Raw genomic sequence first — 16,906 nt, forward strand, 5'->3', positions numbered from 1 at the left:
CTTGTCCGGTGACCGGGTCGGTCAGTTGTGGTACTCACCGCAGTTGACGTCGAGGGTCTGACCCGTGATGGCGCTGGCCCACGGGGACGCGAGGAACACCACGGCGCGGGCGATCTCATCGGGTTCGGGCAAGCGCTTGAGGTCGGACTTCGCCGCGGTCTGCGCGTACACGTCGTCCGCGCTGATGCCGTACTTCTTCGCGACCTCACCGAAGTACCACTTGAGCTGGTCGTCCCAGATGTAGCCCGGCAGAATGCTGTTGACGCGGATGCCCTGGTCACCGAGTTCGGTGGCCAGCGACTCCGACATGGCCAGCAGGGCCGCCTTGGCGAGCTTGTAGCTGCCGTATCGCGGTTCGGAGTGCCGGACCACCATCGAGTTGATCATCACGATCGAGCCGTCCGTGGCGGCCAACGCCTCGGTGAAGGCCTTCGTCATGCGCAGGCCACCGAGGATGGTGAGGTCGAGACTGGAGCTGATGTGGCCGAAGTCGGTGCGCGCCAACGGCTTCATCGACGGCAGCGCGAACGCGTTGTTGACCAGGGCGTCGACCCGACCGTAGGCCGTCAGCGCCGCGTCCACGAGTCGGTCGACGTCGGCGTCGGCGGTGATGTCGGTGGGGACGACGATCGCGTTCCCACCGGCCGCGGTGATCTCGTCGGCCACCGCACGCAGCCGCTCCTCGGTGCGCGCCGCGAGGACCACCGAGGCACCGGCGGCCGCGGCCTGCAGGCAGATCGATCGGCCCAGTCCGGGCCCGACCCCACCGACCACGACTACCTTGTCGGCCAGTAGTGGTCCCGAGGTCCCTGCGGCCGAACTCACCTGGGCGGTCATCCGAGCATCCTCTGCGCGAATGCCCGCTGCCGCGTCGCGATCCGATCCCGCCATCCCGCGTCGTCGATCCGATTGTGGTCGAGGTGCGGGAGGTGCTGTGCAACCTCGTCGAACCCGACGACCACGGCGGTGGGGCCGTCCTGCGGCCCGACGGGCGCGGAGACGCGTTGCCATCGGAACTGCATGATGCCGTGGGTGCGACCGGTTGTCTCGATCCAGTTGGCGACGTGCGGGTCTCGTCGGGAGACCACCATCCGGATGAGTCCGTCCGGATCGACCTGCGCCTGCGCGGTGTTCAGACTCGTCTGGTGGTGCACGTAGTCCAGCGAGATGTACCACATGCTGCCGAGTTGGAATCCCTGGTACGGCGCAGTTGATCTCGGGACGGTGATGATCATGGCCTGGTCGTCGCTGAGGTCGAAGTGGCCGACCGAGGAATACTGCGTCGACAGTCCACCGGGGGTGAGCCGGGGTTCGGTGAAGGTGTTCACCGGCTTGTCGAGATAGAACCACTTCGGGAAGTTGAACCACGTGTTGATGCGCGAGAGCAGCATCTTGCCCGCGACGCGGTAGCGCTTGGTCAGCACGTCGAGATCCGGTTCGTCGGCCGGCGTCCCGACGGTGTCGGTGCGCTCGATGGTGATCGAGCCCTTGCGTTCGGCGGTCCAGTCGCTGAACACCTCGCGCACGGCGAGGGTGGTGGCGCCCTCGGCGAGGACGAAGTAGTTCGGGCCGGCGTCGTCGCGGGGTGGGCCGAAGCGCAACCGGAACGATCCGTCGGCGTCGATGTCGAGGCGCCGGTCGTCGAACGCGTCGTCCCCGCCGGGCACCTTGTCGGGGTTGTAATCGCCGGTGATCACCTGGAAGCTGAGATCGGTTGTGCTGCCCCGCACCCCGGTGACCAGGTACTCGGCACCCGCCTCGATGTCGGCGCTGTAGTAGAGGGTGTCGGGGTTGTCGAGACCCATCTTCGTGTACGGGCCGGTCGACGTCGCGAAGAAAGGGTGGGTCCTGGCGCGGGCCCACGCGAGTTGCATCACGGCGTGCACGCTCTGGCCGAGGTAGCTGTACCCCTCGGCGAGGTCGGTGTCGGAGCGGATGAACTCGGCCGAGGCGATCAGGCGCTCGGCCTCGGCGATCGCCGCGGTCAGTGGGGCGGTGATGTCGGTGACCGGGATGGGCGTCCGACTGTCGGAGAGCTCACTGCTCACAGCCATGTGTCGCCTCCGGTCCAGGTGAGGAAGTCGTCGAGTTCGGCCTGGGCCGGTGTGACCCGCGGATGCTCGGTGGACAGGTACCCGCCGCGGTAGAACAGCAATGGCTTGTCCTGCAGCATCTCCCCGAGCGTCGTGACGCGTCCGATGGCGATCAGGTGGTCACCGCCGTCCTCGACACGCTCGACGGTGCACTCGGCCCAGGTGATGGACCGTCGGATGACCGGGAGACCCGCGGGCGAGGGATCCCACTCGATCGAGGCGAACTTGTCGGTGCCGGGGGCGCCGAAGGTCGCGCTCACGTCCTGCTGATGGTTGGAGAGGATGTTGACGCAGAAGTTGCCCGCGGCCTCGATGATCTTCCAACTGCGCGAGGTCTTCTGGGGGCAGAACAGGACCAGGGGCGGATCGAGCGACAGTGCCGCGAACGACTGGCAGGCGAACCCCGCCGGCGCGCCGTCGGCGTCGATGGTCGTGATGACCGTGACGCCGGTGCAGAACTGGCCCATGGCCGTTCGGAACTGGCGCGAGTCGAAATCCGTCGTCCCACTCGAGACGTAGGCCATGTCAGTTCTTGAAGCCGATGGTGAAATCGTGACCCCAGAGGCTGACCGCGGTGCTCTCCCGCGCCACCCACTCCTCGTCGGCGACGGTGCGTCCCTCACAACCGAATTCGATGTCGAAGCCACCGGGGGTCTTCATGTAGAACGACAGCATGAGGTCGTTGACGTGCCGGCCCAGCGTCGCCGACATCGGCACCTTCTTGCGCAGCGCCCGATCGTGCGCGAGACCCACGTCGTCGTAGTTCTCGACCTCCACCATCAGATGCACGATGCCGGTGTCGTTCGGGATGGGCAGGAACGCCAGACTGTGATGGCGCGGGTTGCAGCCGAAGAAGCGCAACCACGGGGGGTCGTCACCCTCCTCGCGGCCGACCACCTGCGGCGGAAGGCGCATCGAGTCGCGCAGACGGAACCCGAGGACATCGCGGTAGAAGTTCAGCGACGCCTCGTCGTCGTCGGTGGTCAGCACGACGTGTCCGAGCCCCTGCTCGCCGGTGACGAACTTGTGTCCGTACGGGCTGACCACGCGCCGGTGTTGCAGGGCCACACCGTGGAACGCCTCGAGTACGTTGCCGGTGGGGTCGGAGAACACGATCATCTCGACGACCTGCCGATCCACCAGCTCCTCGTCCTTCGCCTCACGGAAGATGACGCCGGCGTCGGACAAACGGTCGCGGACCTGCTGCAGCGCAGCGGCGTCGGAGCACTCCCACCCCGACGACGCGAGGTGGTCGCGGTCGCTGGGCACGATGACCAGACGCGCGGGGAAGTCGTCCATGCGGAGGTAGAGCGCACCCTCGGTGACGCCCTTGCCCTCGACCATGCCGAGCACCTTCAGACCGTATTCCCGCCAGGCCGCCATGTCGGTGGCCTCGATACGCATGTATCCGAGGGATCTGATCGGTGCGGAATCGGTTGCGACCGAAGCCATCTCGCCGGGGTCCTTTCGTAGCTGTTCTGCGGGCCGGAATGCTCGGAAGAGCACTCAGACCATCGTGTCCGTCTGACCGCGCAGCGACCTCAGAGCAGTTGCCCTTCAGCCGCGGAGCGGGTCAGACCATCGTGTCACCGATCGGGATGCCGAACTCGCCGTTGGCGAAGGCCTGGTAGGCCCGCTCGGCGTCGTTGGCGGCGTGCACGCGACCGGCGTGCGCGTCGCGCCAGAAACGCTGCAGCGGTTGATCGCTGTCGAGCGCACGGGCGCCCGCGGCCTCGAAGAGACGGTCGATCGCGGAGATCGACCGCGACGACGCACGCACCTGATCGCGACGGGCACGCAGGCGGAGTTCCATCGGGACCTCCTTGCCGGCCAGGATGAGGTCGTACTCGTCCTGGACGTTGCCCGAGAGCTGTCGCCACGCGGCGTCGATGTCGCTGGCCGCCTCGGCGATACGCACCTTGCCGAACGGGTCGTCCTTGGCCTTCTCGCCGGCGTAGGCGGCGCGGACGCGCTTGCCCTGCGCCTCGACGTGGGCGGCGTAGGCGCCGTAGCCCATGCCGACGACCGGTGTCGAGATGACGGTGGGATGGATGGTGCCCCAGGGCATCTTGTAGACGGGGGCGGTGTTGACCTCGAGGCCCGGCGACGTGCCGGTGGCCATGGCGCGGAAGCTGAGCATGCGGTGCGACGGGACGAACGCGTCCTTGATCACCAGCGTGTTCGAGCCGGTGCCCTTGAGTCCGGAGACGTGCCACACGTCGCGGATCTCGTAATCGCTGCGCGGCAGCAGGTAGCTGACGAAGTCGACGGGCTTGCCGTTCTTGAACACCGGGCCACCGACGAACGTCCAGTCGGCGTGGTCGCAGCCCGACGACCAGTGCCACTCACCGTTGACCTTGTATCCACCGTCGACGACCTCACCCATGCCCATCGGGGCGTAGGACGATCCGATGCGCGTGCTGGGGTCCTTGCCCCAGACCTCTTCCTGGGCCTGCTGCGGGTACAGGGCGAGGTGCCAGTTGTGGATACCGAGGATCGAGGAGACCCATCCGGTGGATCCGCAGGCGCTCGCGATGCGGCGCACGGCCTCGTAGTAGGTCACCGGGTCGACCTCGTAGCCACCCCACTGGGCGGGCTGCACCAGCTTGAAGAAGCCGACCTCGTCGAGGCTCGCGATGGTCTCGACCGGGATGCGACGCTGGTCCTCGCACTCCTGCGCGCGCTTCTCCAGTTCGGGGAGCAGGGCGCTGATCCTGTCGAGGACCTCGGTGCCGACCTCACTGCGCTGTGACATGTGCGTAACTCCCAATTCGTCGCTCTGGTGGAACGTGTTCGGATCAAGACTAGAACACGTTCTCATTTATGTCGAGGCCAGCACGTTTACCGATGACAAACGCCGCAAAACCGCCCTACGGCTGGCGTGGGAACCCCCATTTCTGTAACGTGTTCTAGTACGCACGCATCCAGGATCCCGGCCCGGATCGCTCGATCTCCAGGAGGTCATCAGATGTCAGACAAGCACGACGACGGCGTAGCAGTCCGGGAAATCGACACCGGGACCCCGCCCACCCGTTTCGCGCGCGGCTGGCACTGCATCGGCCTGGCCGACGAGTACCGCGACGGCAAACCCCACGCGATCGACGCCTTTGGCACCAAGTTGGTGGTGTGGGCGAACGCCGAGACCGGCGACGTGAACATCCTCGACGCGTACTGCCGGCACATGGGTGGCGACCTGTCGAAGGGCAGCGTCAAGGACGGGAACATCGCGTGCCCGTTCCACGACTGGCGGTGGAAGGGCAACGGTCGATGCGCGGGCGTGCCCTACGCCAAGCGCGCACCGAAGCTGGCCAAGACCCGCTCGTGGCCGACGATGATCCGCAGCGGGCAGCTCTTCGTCTACAACGACCCCGAGGGCAACCCCCCGCCCGAGGACGTGGTGATCCCCGTCGTCGAGGAATGGGGCACCGACGAGTGGACCGACTGGACCTGGAACCGCATCGTCATCGAGGGCTCCAACTGCCGCGAGATCATCGACAACGTCGTCGACATGGCGCACTTCTTCTACATCCACTACGCCCTGCCGGACTTCTTCAAGAACGTCTTCGAGGGTGAGACCGCCGCGCAGTACATGAACTCGCGTGGCCGGCCCGACATCGAGATGACGTCGGCCTACGGCGACAGCTACCTCAAATCGATCGCCGCGTACTACGGCCCGGCGTACATGCTCAACCCGATGCACCAGACCTACGGCGGCTACGCGATCGAGACGATCCTGACGAACTGCCACTACCCCATCGACAACAACTCGTTCGTGTTGATGTTCGGCGTGATGGCCAAGAAGCCCGAGGGACTGTCGGAGAAGCAGGCCCAGGGCATGGCCCGCAAGATCTCCGAGGGCGTCGAGGTCGGTTTTCTGCAGGACGTCGAGATCTGGAAGCACAAGAGCCGCATCGACAATCCGCTCCTCGTCGAAGAGGACGGTCCGGTATACCAGCTGCGCCGCTGGTACGAGCAGTTCTATGTCGATGTCGCCGACGTGACCGAGGAGATGACCGGTCGCTACGAGTACGAGATCGATACCGAGAAGGCGCTGGAGAACTGGGGTGTCGAGATGGAGGAGAACCTGCGGCGCAAGGCCGAGGGTGAGGACACGGACTCCGCGATCGCCGAGGAGACCGCGAAGCTCAAGGCCACCAACGACGCCGCGAAGGTCTGACCGCCGATGACCAGCGCCGTCGACAAACCGAAGGGCTGGGCGAAGGCGCCGGACTTCGGTGATGACCCCCAGCGACTGCGCTCCGTCCGCTCGGCCACCGAGCGCGACCGGACGCACTACCTGCGGGGCGGCATGCGCGAGATCGAATGCCGCGCCTGCCACGCGTGTGTGCTGGTGAAGAAGACCAGCGAGTTCCAGACCAGCGTGCAGTGGAACGCCGATGCCCGCGAGCAGTGCAACGAGCTGACGCGCGTTCGTGAGCAGGGCGGGAACCCGGCGATGACGCCGACGTGCTCGCGGCTGTCGGCCAGCATCGACCACGGCGTCAGCGAGGGGATCATCCCGCCGCACAGCCCGGACACCGACCCCGACGGATATTTCTGAGGCCGGGTCGATTCCTCGCGATTACTTTCGCCGGGCGCCCGGGTCAGACACAGTGACCTGACACCGCGCGAGAGGACCACAGCGATGACCGACTACTCCGCCCCGCTGGGCGCACCCATCTGGATGGATCTGATGAGCAGCGACCCGGCCGGCGCCGCCGAGTTCTACCGTTCGATCTTCGGGTGGGAGGTCGAGGGACCACCGCGTGAGGAGTTCGGCGGTTATCAGAACTTCATGCTCCACGGCCACCGCGTCGCGGGGCTGAGCCCGTTCATGGAGGGGGCGGGCGCACCGGCGGACATCTGGTCGGTCTATCTGCACACCGCCGACGCGGAGGCCACGGCGGCAGCAGCAGGCGAAGCCGGCGGCACCGCCATCGTGCCGCCGATGGCCGTCGGGGACGAGGGCACGATGCTCGTCGTCGCCGACACCGCAGGCGCGGCGATCGGCTTCTGGCAACCGAACGCGCACACCGGTTTCGCCGAGTGGGGTGTACACGGTGCGCCGTACTGGTTCGACTGCCTGAGCAAGGACTACGCGGCGTCGCTGGCGTTCTACCCGCCGGTCACCGGTGCACGACTCGAGGAGGTCGGGAGCGGTGGCGACGCCAACGCCCAGGGACCCGACTTCTACTCCCAGGTGTTCAACGGCGACCTCAGCTACTCCGGGATCATGAACGCGTCGACCATGCTGCCGCCCGAGGCGCCGTCGTTCTGGCAGATGTACGTCACCGTCGACGATGTCGCTGCGACGGTGGAGAAGGTGACGTCGTTGGGCGGATCGGTGCTGATGCCCGCTGACGAGACCCCGTACGGAACCCTCGCGTCGCTCAAGGACCCCTACGGCGCCGTGTTCAACCTCGGCCACCCGCCCGCCGGGATGTAATTCGTCGACTTCGGGCGTCAACGCGCGCCGTCCGTTCGCACGCGCGCCCACCTCGGCGCGCGGGTGAACGGGCGGCGCGCGTTCGCGATCGTGGGAACCAGCAGCGCGGCGGCCCCGTCTGAGCAGCGTGACCGGCTACCCCACCGACCGACACGGACTCATCTACCGTTCGACCGCCCTTGACGCGGGATTCACCGACACCGAGATCACGCGTGCCGTGACGCGGGGCGACATCGTGCGTGTCGCGCGCGGAGCGTTCGCCCCGCCCGGCGATCGAACACCCGAGCAGATTCACCGGTTGGCCGCCATCGCCACGAGCGAACTGGCGGGCGGCAGCGTTGTCGTCAGTCATCAGTCGGCCGCCACGGTGCACGGCCTCGAGATGCTGCAGCCGAGCCTGCGCCGAGTCCACCTGACGACGGGGTCGCCGGCGGGCGCTCACCGCACCACCACCCGCCACGAGCACGTCGGCGTCCTGGCCGACGATGAGATCTCCATAGTCGACGGGATCGTCATCACCACGCTCGAACGCACCGCGGTCGACGTCGCGTGCACGACGACGATGGGGTTCGCGGGAGCGTTGGCCGTTTTCGACTCAGCCCTACGACTGGGTGCGGATCGAGCCGAGATGCAGGAGATGGTGCAGACCACCCGTCGCGGCGTCGGCCGAGCACGGCGAGCACTGCGATACGCAGACGGCAAAGCCGAGAACCCCGGCGAATCGTGGAGCCGGGCTCAGATGATCGAGGCCGGGTTGTCGTCGCCGCGACTTCAGCACCAATTCCGGGACGTGCAGGGAAACGAGATCGCCCGTACCGACTTCGACTGGAGCGGGCTGTTGGTCGGCGAATTCGACGGGATGACCAAGTATCAGAAGCACCTTCGCCCCGGAGAGACACCATTCGACGCAATGCGTCGCGAGAAACAGCGCGAGGACGCATTGCGTCGCACCGGCGTCATGGTGATCCGGTGGACGTGGAAGGACCTTCAGGACGGGCGCGTCGTGCCCATGATCCGCGAGTGGCTGGCGCGGCTGGGGCTCACGGCTGCATGAACGCGCCGCTACCGTTCACACGCGCGTCAACCTCGGCGCGCGGTTGAACGGAGGGCGCGCGTTTGCGCGCGAGGGTCAGACTCCGGCGTTGGCGTTCTGCTTTTTAAGCAACTCGAGGGCGATGTCGATGAGCTGGTCTTCCTGGCCGCCCACCAGCTTTCGGGCTCCGGCCTCGAGGAGGATGTCGGCGGCCGACACCCCGTACTTCTCGGCGTGACCCTCTGCGTGCTTGAGAAACGAGCTGTAGCAGCCCGCGTAGCCCATCATCATCGACGGACGATCGACCAGGCACTCCGACGGCATCACCGGGCGCACCACGTCCTGCGCGGCGTCGGCGATCTTCATGAAGTCGACGCCGGTGGCGATCCCGAGCTTGTCGCAGACCCCGACGAACGCCTCGACCGGCGTGTTACCCGCACCGGCACCGAAACGCCGCACCGACCCATCGATCTGCTGCGCACCCGCACGAACGGCGGCGATCGAGTTGGCGACGGCGATGTCGAGGTTCTCGTGACCGTGGAATCCCACCTGGGCGTCGTCGCCGAGTTCGGCGACCAACGCCGCCACCCGATCCGACACCTGCTCGAGCACCAGCGCGCCGGCCGAGTCGACGACGTAGACGCACTGACATCCGGCGTCGGCCTGGATGCGGGCCTGTTTCGCGAGCACCTCCGGCGGCTGACTGTGCGACATCATCAGGAACCCGACGGTCTCCAGGCCGAGCTCGCGGGCCAGCCCGAAGTGTTGGATCGAGACGTCGGCCTCGGTGCAGTGGGTGGCGATCCGACAGATCGAGGCACCGTTGTCCTGCGCGGCCCGGATGTCGTCCTTGACGCCGAGGCCGGGCAGCATCAGGAAGGCGATCTTCGCCGACGTCGCCGTCTCGACCGCAGCCCGGATGAGTTCCTGTTCGGGGGTTTTGGAGAAGCCGTAGTTGAACGACGACCCGCCGAGACCGTCACCGTGGGTGACCTCGATGACCGGCACACCGGCACCGTCGAGCGCGCCGACGATGTTGCGGACGTCGTCGGTGGTGAACTGGTGTCGCTTGTGGTGGCTGCCGTCGCGCAACGACGAATCGGTGATGCGGATGTCGAGGGTGTCGCTGTATTTCCGCGCACCGGCCATCAGATCAGCTCTGTCTGCGAACACGATTCACACTCCCAGTTTCTGCTTGGCCAGCTCTTCGCCGACCTTGGTGGCCGCGGCGGTCATGATGTCGAGGTTGCCCGCATAGGGCGGCAGGAAGTCGCCCGCGCCTTCGACCTCGACGAAGATCGACACCCGCGCCAGACCGCCGTTGATGACACTCGGCGGATCGAACTGCGGATCCTGCAGCAGGCGGTACCCCGGCACATACGCTTGGATCTCCCTCTCCCGTTTGTGGATCGACTCCGCGATGGCGTCGGTGTCGGCATCCTCGGGGATGGCGCAGAAGATGGTGTCGCGCATGATCATCGGCGGATCGGCCGGGTTGAGGATGATGATCGCCTTACCGCGGGTCGCACCGCCGATCGTCTCGATGCCCCGCGAGGTGGTCTTGGTGAACTCGTCGATGTTGGCGCGGGTTCCGGGCCCGGCCGACACCGATGCCACCGAGGCGACGATCTCGGCGTAGCTCACCGGCACCACCGACGACACCGCGTGCACCATCGGGATGGTGGCCTGGCCGCCGCAGGTGATCATGTTCGTGTTCGGGGCATCGAGATGTTCACGCAGATTCGCCGGCGGTACCACCGCGGGCCCGACCGCGGCCGGGGTCAGGTCGATGGCGGTGATCCCCGCCGCCTCATACCGCGGGGCGTACTCACGATGGACGTACGCCGAGGTCGCCTCGAAGATGAAATCCGGGCGCTCCGAGGAGTTCAGGAGCTCCTCGGCACCCCCGGACATGGTGATCAGCCCGTGGTCGGCGGCTCGCTTCATGCCCTCCGAATCGGCGTCGATGCCGACCATCCAGCGAGGCGCGATGTACTCCGACCGCTCCAGCTTGTACATCAGGTCGGTCCCGATGTTGCCCGATCCGATGATCGCGGCGGTGACCTTGGCGCTCACTGATGACTCCTCAACTCGAACGGCTCGTGATGGTTGGACAGGTCGGTTCTCGGCGTCACACGAAGTCCAGGGTGACGCTGCCGAGCTTCGCGAACTCGGCGACGAAGTGGTCGCCGGAGGAGATGTCGATGGCCCGGGTCGCGGTGCCGGGCAGGATCACGTCGCCCGCCCGCAGACGCACCCCGAAGCTCTCCACCTTGCGCGCGAGCCAGGACACCGCGTTGAGCGGATGGCCCAACACCGCCGACGAGTTGCCCTCGGCGATGACCTCACCGTTGCGGTGCAACCGCGCATCGATGTCGCCGGTGTCGATGTCGGAGATCGTCACGCGCTGCTCACCGAGGATCCACCCGCACGACGACGCGTTGTCGGCGATGGTGTCGCAGAGGGTGATCTTCCAGTCGCGGATCCGACTGTCGATGAGTTCGATCGACGGGACCACCCACTCGACCGCGTCGATGACGTCGTCGTTGGTGCAGCCGGCGCCGGGGAGGTCCTTGCCGAGGATGAAACCGACCTCGACCTCGACCCGGGGAAAACAGAAGCGACTCGCGTCGATGGGCGTGTGCTCGTGGTACTGCATGGTGTCGAGGAGGTGCCCGTAGTCCGGCTCGTCGACGCCCATCATCTTCTGCATCGCCTCCGACGCGAGACCCACCTTGTGACCGGCGACGACGGCGCCGCCATCGAGGCGTCGTCGGATGTTGACGAGTTGGATCTCGTAGGCGTCGACGACGTCGAGCTCGGGATGGGCGGCGGTCAGCGGATCGATCGCGCTCGCTCCCGACTCGGCGTCGGCCAGGGCACGGGCCAGCTGTTCCCGGACCTCCGGGGAGACTGTCATTTCTCGACACCTCTCGTTAGTGAACGTGTTGCCGTTCTCGCCCACCAGCGGTCCTGGTGAGCATGCCTGGACCTGGTATAGCCTGGCGACAGACCAATTCTATAACGTGTTCTAGATTGGCGGGAACAGGCACCGACGTTCTTCGGCGCCGCGACCACCGGACCACCGCGTCCGTGAAGGGGCCTCACATGACCACGACAGACCATCTCGAGGACGAGTACGACGTCATCATCGTCGGCGCGGGCGGTGCGGGTATGAGCGCCGCGATCACCGCTGCGTCGCAGGGCCTCAAGACCGTCATCATCGAGAAGTCGGCGTACTGGGGTGGCTCGACGTCTCGTTCCGGCGGCGGTGTGTGGATCCCGAACAACTCCGTCCTCGAGCGCGACGGCGTCAAGGACGATCCCGAGGCCGCGCGCACCTATGTGCGGTCGATCGTCGGCGACGTGGTCGCCCCCGAGCGGATCGACGCCTACATCGACAACGGCCCGAAGGTGCTCGACTTCCTCTCCGAGCACGCGCCGCTGGAGTTGGAGTGGGTGAAGAACTACTCCGACTACTACCCCGAGGCCCCGGGTGGACGGGTCGGCGGACGCTCGTGCGAGCCGAAACCGTTCGATGCCCGCAAGCTCGGCGCCGACTTCGCAACCCTGCACCCGCAGTACACCAAGGCCCCGCTCGGCGTCGTGGTCAAGCAGTCCGACTACCGCTGGCTGTCGACCGGGCTGCGCCATTGGCGCGGACCGCTGAAGATCATGCAGGTGGGCCTGCGGATGATCTGGGGCCGCGTGACGCGCAAGCATCTGATCGGGATGGGCGCCGCGCTGATGGGCGAACTGCTGCTCGGGGTGCGCAAACTCGGTGTGCCGCTGCTGCTGAACACGGGCCTGACCGACCTGGTGACCGAGAACGGACGCGTGGTCGGGGTGACCGTCGACGTCGACGGGACCACGAAGACCATCCGCGCCCGCAAGGGCGTGATCCTGGCGTGCGGCGGTTTCGAGCACAACGAGGAGATGCGCAAGAAGTACCAGCGCGAGCCGATCGGGACCGAGTGGACGACCGGTGCGCCGAGCAACACCGGCGACGGCATCAACGCGGGCATCAAGATCGGCGCCGCGGTGAGCTTCATGGAGGACTCGTGGTGGGGTCCGACGATCATGCTGCCGCGCGGCCCGTGGTTCGCCCTCGCCGAGCGCTCGCTGCCGTGCTCGTTCATGGTCAACACCCGCGGCGAGCGGTTCATGAACGAGTCGCTGCCCTACGTCGAGGCAGTGCACCAGATGTTCGGTGGGGAGTTCGGTCAGGGCGAGGGCCCCGGCGAGAACATCCCGGCGTGGTTGGTCTTCGACCAGACCTATCGAGACCGCTACATGTTCGCCTCCGTCTCGGGCCGACAGCCGTTGCCCGGCAAATGGTTCAAGACCGGCGCCGTGCTCAAGGCCGAATCGCTGGAGAGCCTCGCCGCGAAGATGGAGGTGCCCGCCGATGCACTCGCGGCCACCGCCGAACGCTTCAACGGGTTCGCGCGCAACGGTTCCGACGAGGACTTCGGTCGCGGTGTGAGCAAGTACGACCACTACTACGGGGACATCACCAACAAGCCCAACCCCAGCCTCGGCGAACTGACCAAGGCGCCGTATTACGCGGTCAAGATGTTCCCCGGCGACCTCGGCACCAAGGGCGGCATCAACACCGACGTCGCCGGACGCGCTCTGCGCGAGGACGGTTCGATCATCGAGGGTCTCTACGCCGCCGGCAACACGAGCAGCCCGGTGATGGGCCACACCTACGCGGGACCGGGCGCGACCATCGGACCGGCGATGGTGTTCGGCTATCTCGCCGCCATGGACATCGCCGCGAACGACACCGTGTCGGCCGGGTCCGATCGGCGGGCCGGCTGATGCCGATCGATCCTTCGGTCGCGGTCGGGGCCGATCTCGGCGAGTCCTCGTTCGAGTGGTCGGCATCGAACGTGGCGCTGTACAACCTCGGTGTCGGCGCCGCGGCGGATCCGCTCGACGTCGAGGGCCTGCGCTACATCCACGACATCTCCCCGAAGGTGTTGCCCACGTTCGCGACCGTGGCCGGGAGCTTCGAGGCGACCGAGGCTCCGACGGTTTCCTTCCCCGGTATCGAGATCGACCTCGCGAAGGTCGTGCACGGGAGCCAGCAGGTCACGACCCACCGTCCGATCCCGGCGAGCGGCAAGGGCACGACCCACTCGCGGATCGCCGAGGTGCAGGACAAAGGATCGGCGGCCGTCGTCATCACCGAGACGCAGACGTTCGACTCCGACGGTGAACTCCTGTGGACCACCCGGTCGTCCATCTTCGCCAAGGGCGAGGGCGGCTTCGGTGGTGATCGCGGCACGTCGGAGCGCGTCGAGTACCCGGACCGCGACCCGGACTCCGTCCTGACCGTGGCGACGCGACCGAACCAGGCTCTGCTCTACCGTCTCTGCGGCGATCGCAACCCGCTGCACTCCGATCCGGCCTTCGCCTCCGCCGCCGGTTTCCCCGCGCCGATCCTGCACGGACTGTGCAGCTACGGGACGGTCTGCCGGGCGATCACCGACGAGCTCCTCGGCGGCGACGCCGACGCCGTGGCCGGGTTCGGCGCGAAGTTCGCCGGCGTGTTCTTCCCGGGCGAGACGTTCCGGATCTCGGTGTGGGACACCGGCACCGACCTGGTGGCGACCGCGACCGCGGTCGAGCGCGACGATGCTCCGGTACTGGGCAACGTGGTCCTGACCCGGCGCTAGTCCCGGCTGTGCGTCGCCAGGAAGCCGTCGACCGCAGCCCGCGCGATGGCCTCGTAGTCGAAGGTCGGCAGTGTGCTGAGCCGTCCCATCGCCAGCGGTCCGATGATCAAGGCCATCGCGGTGATCCGATCAACCTGTCCGAGCAGTTCGACCGCGTCCGCACTCGAGAGCACCTCGTCGAACGGCCACAGGTACTGATCGGCGACCCGTTCGCGCAACGTCCGTTGCTCGACACGGTCCGGGTCCTCGCCACGCGCACCGTACGTCTCGTCCAGCCCGGCGCCGAGCGAGAGCCACGCCAGAAACGTCGTCGAGGCGGGCACCTCCGCGAACAGTCGGGCCTGCGACAGGGCCAGGGCCGTCAGCCGGTCACGTACCGAACCCATGGGCGGCGGTGCCGGGGCGGCCGGGACCACGACACCGAACGCGGCCGCGACCACCTCTGTCGTCGAGGCGAAATGACGATAGAACGTCGCGCGCGACACCTCGGCGGCCCCGATCACGGACTCCACGGTGACGGCGGACGGCCCGGCGGCGCGGAGCAGATCTGCCGCGGCGGCCACCACCTTGGCGCGCGATTGCGCCGGACGGGGATCAGTGCGGCGCACCCGGTCATCCATGGTCACGAAACGCAACCTACCGCTTACGAGACTGTTAGTCTCAAAAAATCGTCAGCCCATCGAGCCGACGACCAGCAGCATCCCGAGGACCAGCAACACGAGCGGTGCCACCATCGCCACGACGCGCCAGAATCGGATGGACGCACCGGAATGCGGTCGGCCGGTATGAGTACGGAGAGACATGGTCACGGTTCCTTTCACACCGGGGCGACGTCGACCCGGGCCCTTCGAGCGATCTGTGACTGCTAGGACCAGAGTGACAGAAGTAACAGTTGAGATCGGGCAGCCACTCCGCGCGTCGGCGTCACGATTGCGCAACACGGGTGTGTCGAGCAGCCACCCGATCACGAGAGGGTGCGAGCGATGACCACGGTGAAGCCCGGCCCCGACCGCCTCACGATTCGTGCCGTCTGGCTCATCGCCGTCGCCTGCGGCGCACTGAGCGCGGTCGTCGCGGCCATGGCCGCACTCAACACGGCGTTGGCCGAGATCGCCCCGGACATCGAGGCCGACGCCGGACAGATCACCTGGCTGGTCGACGGCTACACGCTCACCCTGGCGGCACTACTGCTGCCCGCGGGCGCGCTCGGCGACCGGTTCGGTCGACGCGGGATGTTGATCGGCGGCATGGTCGTGTTCGGCGTCGCGTCCCTGCTGCCGGTGTTCCTCGACGACCCGAACCTGATCATCGCGTCCCGCTGCCTGGCCGGTGCCGGTGCCGCGCTGGTCATGCCCGCCACCCTCTCGCTGATCACCTCGGGTGTCCCCGAATCCAAGAGACCACTCGCGGTGAGCATCTGGGCCGGTGTCGCAGGCGCCGGAGCCATCGGCGGGTTCTTCGTCACCGGAATCCTGTTGGAGTTCTTCAGCTGGCATTCGATCTTCATCACCTTCGCCGCGGCGTCCGCGGTCATCGTGGTCATGGCCCTCACCGTCGACACCTCGCGCGACGAGAACCCACCACGCTTCGACATCCGCGGCTCCGTCACCTCGGCGGTGGCGATCGCCGCCTTCGTGTTCGGGCTCATCGAGGGCCCGGTCCGCGGTTGGGACGACCCACTCGTCCTGATCGCCCTCATCGGCGGGTTGGCACTCGTGGGCGCATTCATCCATCTGGAGCTGGCCCGCGACCACCCGCTGCTCGATGTCCGCCTGTTCCGTCGACGCGCCTTCGGTTCGGGCGCATTCGCGATCGCGCTGCAGTTCCTGGGATCCTTCGGCACGTTCTTCCTGATCCTGCAGCGTCTACAGCTGGTGCTCGGGTATTCACCACTGCAATCGGCCGTGGCGATGTTCCCGCTGGTGATCGTCGTGATGGTGATGTCCCTGCTGGGAAATTGGCTGGCGGTGCGGTTCAACTTCCGCGCCGTGCTGGCGCCGGGCATGTTCGTGTTCGGGATCGGGATCGTGCTGTTGGGCGCGTTGACCTACACCGAGTACTGGGTCATCGCGATCCTGTTGTCGGTCATGGCCTTCGGTCTGGGCGTCGCGACCGCCCCCGCGACCACAGCCATCATGGTGTCGACCCCGGTCGAGAACCAGGGCGTCGGCTCCGCCGTCAACGACACCGCCCGCGAACTCGGCGCCGCGATCGGCATGGCCCTGGCGGGCAGCATCGTCGCCGCGGGCTACACCGCGCGTATCGGCGCGACCGCCGACCGCGCGCGTGAACAGTTCCAGACCATGGGTGATCAGCTGATCTCCGGTGGACAACAGGCCCGCGGCGAGATGGTCGCCGCGCAGGGTGACGTCGTCGCCGAGAACATCGGACGGTCGCTGGCCGAGGCGAAGGCGGTCTCCGAACAGCTCGAGCAGAACGTCCCCGGCGACCTCGCCCGGACCGTTCTCGACGGCGCGCAACAGGCGTTCCTGCATCCCTCGAGCCAGGCCTACATCGTGCTGGGTGCGCTCGTGATCGCCGGTTCGGTGGTGTTGGCGTTCTGGGCCCCGAATCGACTGGACGAGAAGGCGACCGGGACGACGGTGGTGGCGGCACCATCGGACCGGGAGTCCGACCCGGTGGGTTGACC

At 67.1% G+C, this 16,906-nt stretch carries 17 protein-coding genes; 7 read left to right on the forward strand and 10 right to left on the reverse strand.

The features are described 5' to 3' along the window. Positions 1-21 precede the first annotated feature (21 nt). The 5 genes from IEV93_RS00160 to hsaA form a co-directional block, all read right to left on the reverse strand. Positions 22-837, reverse strand: a complete 816-nt coding sequence (locus IEV93_RS00160) for an SDR family oxidoreductase (protein WP_188485783.1) — start codon at positions 835-837, stop codon at positions 22-24. Next, complete coding sequence (locus IEV93_RS00165) at positions 834-2,054, reverse strand: hypothetical protein (RefSeq protein WP_188485786.1); 1,221 nt, start codon at positions 2,052-2,054, stop codon at positions 834-836. Before IEV93_RS00165 ends, IEV93_RS00160 begins: the two co-directional genes overlap by 4 nt. Next, on the reverse strand, positions 2,045-2,617 hold the full coding sequence (gene hsaB, locus IEV93_RS00170) for a 3-hydroxy-9,10-secoandrosta-1,3,5(10)-triene-9,17-dione monooxygenase reductase subunit (RefSeq protein WP_188485788.1): 573 nt from the start codon (positions 2,615-2,617) through the stop codon (positions 2,045-2,047). The genes IEV93_RS00165 and hsaB overlap by 10 nt, the downstream gene beginning before the upstream one ends. Before the next feature lies 1 nt (position 2,618). Continuing rightward, a complete protein-coding gene (gene hsaC / locus IEV93_RS00175) occupies positions 2,619-3,545 on the reverse strand; it encodes an iron-dependent extradiol dioxygenase HsaC (protein WP_188485789.1) in 927 nt (308 codons plus the stop codon). A gap of 121 nt (positions 3,546-3,666) precedes the next feature. Next, positions 3,667-4,848, reverse strand: a complete 1,182-nt coding sequence (gene hsaA, locus IEV93_RS00180) for a 3-hydroxy-9,10-secoandrosta-1,3,5(10)-triene-9,17-dione monooxygenase oxygenase subunit (RefSeq protein ID WP_188485791.1) — start codon at positions 4,846-4,848, stop codon at positions 3,667-3,669. A gap of 213 nt (positions 4,849-5,061) precedes the next feature. Between hsaA and IEV93_RS00185 the strand changes: the two genes are divergently transcribed. From IEV93_RS00185 to IEV93_RS00200, 4 genes are all read left to right on the forward strand, one after another. Next, positions 5,062-6,270 carry a 3-ketosteroid-9-alpha-monooxygenase, oxygenase component gene (locus IEV93_RS00185; RefSeq protein WP_188485793.1) on the forward strand — a complete coding sequence of 403 codons (1,209 nt, stop codon included), beginning with the start codon at positions 5,062-5,064 and terminating at the stop codon, positions 6,268-6,270. Between the two features lie 6 nt (positions 6,271-6,276). Then, positions 6,277-6,654 (forward strand): hypothetical protein, encoded by a 378-nt coding sequence (locus IEV93_RS00190; protein ID WP_188485795.1) that lies wholly within the window; start codon positions 6,277-6,279, stop codon positions 6,652-6,654. Between the two features lie 84 nt (positions 6,655-6,738). After that, on the forward strand, positions 6,739-7,539 hold the full coding sequence (locus tag IEV93_RS00195) for a VOC family protein (RefSeq protein WP_188485797.1): 801 nt from the start codon (positions 6,739-6,741) through the stop codon (positions 7,537-7,539). Positions 7,540-7,666: 127 nt separating this feature from the next. After that, complete coding sequence (locus IEV93_RS00200) at positions 7,667-8,593, forward strand: type IV toxin-antitoxin system AbiEi family antitoxin domain-containing protein (protein ID WP_188485799.1); 927 nt, start codon at positions 7,667-7,669, stop codon at positions 8,591-8,593. A 75-nt stretch (positions 8,594-8,668) separates the two neighbouring features. On the opposite strand, the gene dmpG is transcribed toward IEV93_RS00200, so the two are convergent. The 3 genes from dmpG to IEV93_RS00215 are packed head-to-tail and all read right to left on the reverse strand — an operon-like array spanning position 8,669 to position 11,492. Continuing rightward, positions 8,669-9,721, reverse strand: coding sequence for a 4-hydroxy-2-oxovalerate aldolase (gene dmpG / locus IEV93_RS00205; protein ID WP_188490256.1), 1,053 nt, complete (start codon positions 9,719-9,721; stop codon positions 8,669-8,671). A gap of 27 nt (positions 9,722-9,748) precedes the next feature. Then, positions 9,749-10,648, reverse strand: a complete 900-nt coding sequence (locus tag IEV93_RS00210) for an acetaldehyde dehydrogenase (acetylating) (protein WP_188485801.1) — start codon at positions 10,646-10,648, stop codon at positions 9,749-9,751. A gap of 55 nt (positions 10,649-10,703) precedes the next feature. Next, a complete protein-coding gene (locus IEV93_RS00215; RefSeq protein ID WP_188485803.1) occupies positions 10,704-11,492 on the reverse strand; it encodes a 2-keto-4-pentenoate hydratase in 789 nt (262 codons plus the stop codon). Positions 11,493-11,680: 188 nt separating this feature from the next. On the opposite strand from IEV93_RS00215, the gene kstD reads away from it, so the two are divergent. Next, positions 11,681-13,396, forward strand: coding sequence for a 3-oxosteroid 1-dehydrogenase (gene kstD / locus IEV93_RS00220; protein ID WP_188485805.1), 1,716 nt, complete (start codon positions 11,681-11,683; stop codon positions 13,394-13,396). Then, on the forward strand, positions 13,396-14,256 hold the full coding sequence (gene chsH3, locus IEV93_RS00225; protein ID WP_188485808.1) for an enoyl-CoA hydratase ChsH3: 861 nt from the start codon (positions 13,396-13,398) through the stop codon (positions 14,254-14,256). The genes kstD and chsH3 overlap by 1 nt, the downstream gene beginning before the upstream one ends. Here chsH3 and IEV93_RS00230 read toward each other — a convergent pair. Together IEV93_RS00230 and IEV93_RS00235 are read right to left on the reverse strand one after the other, a co-directional pair. After that, complete coding sequence (locus IEV93_RS00230; protein WP_188490257.1) at positions 14,253-14,876, reverse strand: TetR/AcrR family transcriptional regulator; 624 nt, start codon at positions 14,874-14,876, stop codon at positions 14,253-14,255. The two genes, chsH3 and IEV93_RS00230, sit on opposite strands and share 4 nt — an antisense overlap. A gap of 51 nt (positions 14,877-14,927) precedes the next feature. Beyond that, a complete protein-coding gene (locus IEV93_RS00235; RefSeq protein WP_188485810.1) occupies positions 14,928-15,065 on the reverse strand; it encodes a hypothetical protein in 138 nt (45 codons plus the stop codon). Positions 15,066-15,239: 174 nt separating this feature from the next. On the opposite strand from IEV93_RS00235, the gene IEV93_RS00240 reads away from it, so the two are divergent. Further along, entirely contained in the window at positions 15,240-16,904 is a 1,665-nt protein-coding gene (locus IEV93_RS00240; RefSeq protein ID WP_188485812.1) for an MFS transporter, read from the forward strand. Positions 16,905-16,906: the final 2 nt, after the last annotated feature.

Origin of the sequence: Williamsia phyllosphaerae (assembly GCF_014635305.1) — a bacterium.
GTDB classification, from domain to species: domain Bacteria; phylum Actinomycetota; class Actinomycetes; order Mycobacteriales; family Mycobacteriaceae; genus Williamsia_A; species Williamsia_A phyllosphaerae.

What these genes read in the sequence shown, in the direction of transcription:
- IEV93_RS00185 (WP_188485793.1), top strand. Translation starts at nt 5,062, where the DNA reads ATGTCAGACAAGCACGACGACGGCGTAGCAGTCCGGGAAATCGACACC.
- IEV93_RS00240 (WP_188485812.1), top strand. Translation starts at nt 15,240, where the DNA reads ATGACCACGGTGAAGCCCGGCCCCGACCGCCTCACGATTCGTGCCGTC.
- IEV93_RS00190 (WP_188485795.1), top strand. Translation starts at nt 6,277, where the DNA reads ATGACCAGCGCCGTCGACAAACCGAAGGGCTGGGCGAAGGCGCCGGAC.
- hsaA (WP_188485791.1), bottom strand. Translation starts at nt 4,848, where the DNA reads ATGTCACAGCGCAGTGAGGTCGGCACCGAGGTCCTCGACAGGATCAGC.
- IEV93_RS00195 (WP_188485797.1), top strand. Translation starts at nt 6,739, where the DNA reads ATGACCGACTACTCCGCCCCGCTGGGCGCACCCATCTGGATGGATCTG.
- IEV93_RS00165 (WP_188485786.1), bottom strand. Translation starts at nt 2,054, where the DNA reads ATGGCTGTGAGCAGTGAGCTCTCCGACAGTCGGACGCCCATCCCGGTC.
- IEV93_RS00215 (WP_188485803.1), bottom strand. Translation starts at nt 11,492, where the DNA reads ATGACAGTCTCCCCGGAGGTCCGGGAACAGCTGGCCCGTGCCCTGGCC.
- hsaC (WP_188485789.1), bottom strand. Translation starts at nt 3,545, where the DNA reads ATGGCTTCGGTCGCAACCGATTCCGCACCGATCAGATCCCTCGGATAC.
- kstD (WP_188485805.1), top strand. Translation starts at nt 11,681, where the DNA reads ATGACCACGACAGACCATCTCGAGGACGAGTACGACGTCATCATCGTC.
- dmpG (WP_188490256.1), bottom strand. Translation starts at nt 9,721, where the DNA reads ATGGCCGGTGCGCGGAAATACAGCGACACCCTCGACATCCGCATCACC.
- IEV93_RS00160 (WP_188485783.1), bottom strand. Translation starts at nt 837, where the DNA reads ATGACCGCCCAGGTGAGTTCGGCCGCAGGGACCTCGGGACCACTACTG.
- hsaB (WP_188485788.1), bottom strand. Translation starts at nt 2,617, where the DNA reads ATGGCCTACGTCTCGAGTGGGACGACGGATTTCGACTCGCGCCAGTTC.
- IEV93_RS00230 (WP_188490257.1), bottom strand. Translation starts at nt 14,876, where the DNA reads ATGGATGACCGGGTGCGCCGCACTGATCCCCGTCCGGCGCAATCGCGC.
- chsH3 (WP_188485808.1), top strand. Translation starts at nt 13,396, where the DNA reads ATGCCGATCGATCCTTCGGTCGCGGTCGGGGCCGATCTCGGCGAGTCC.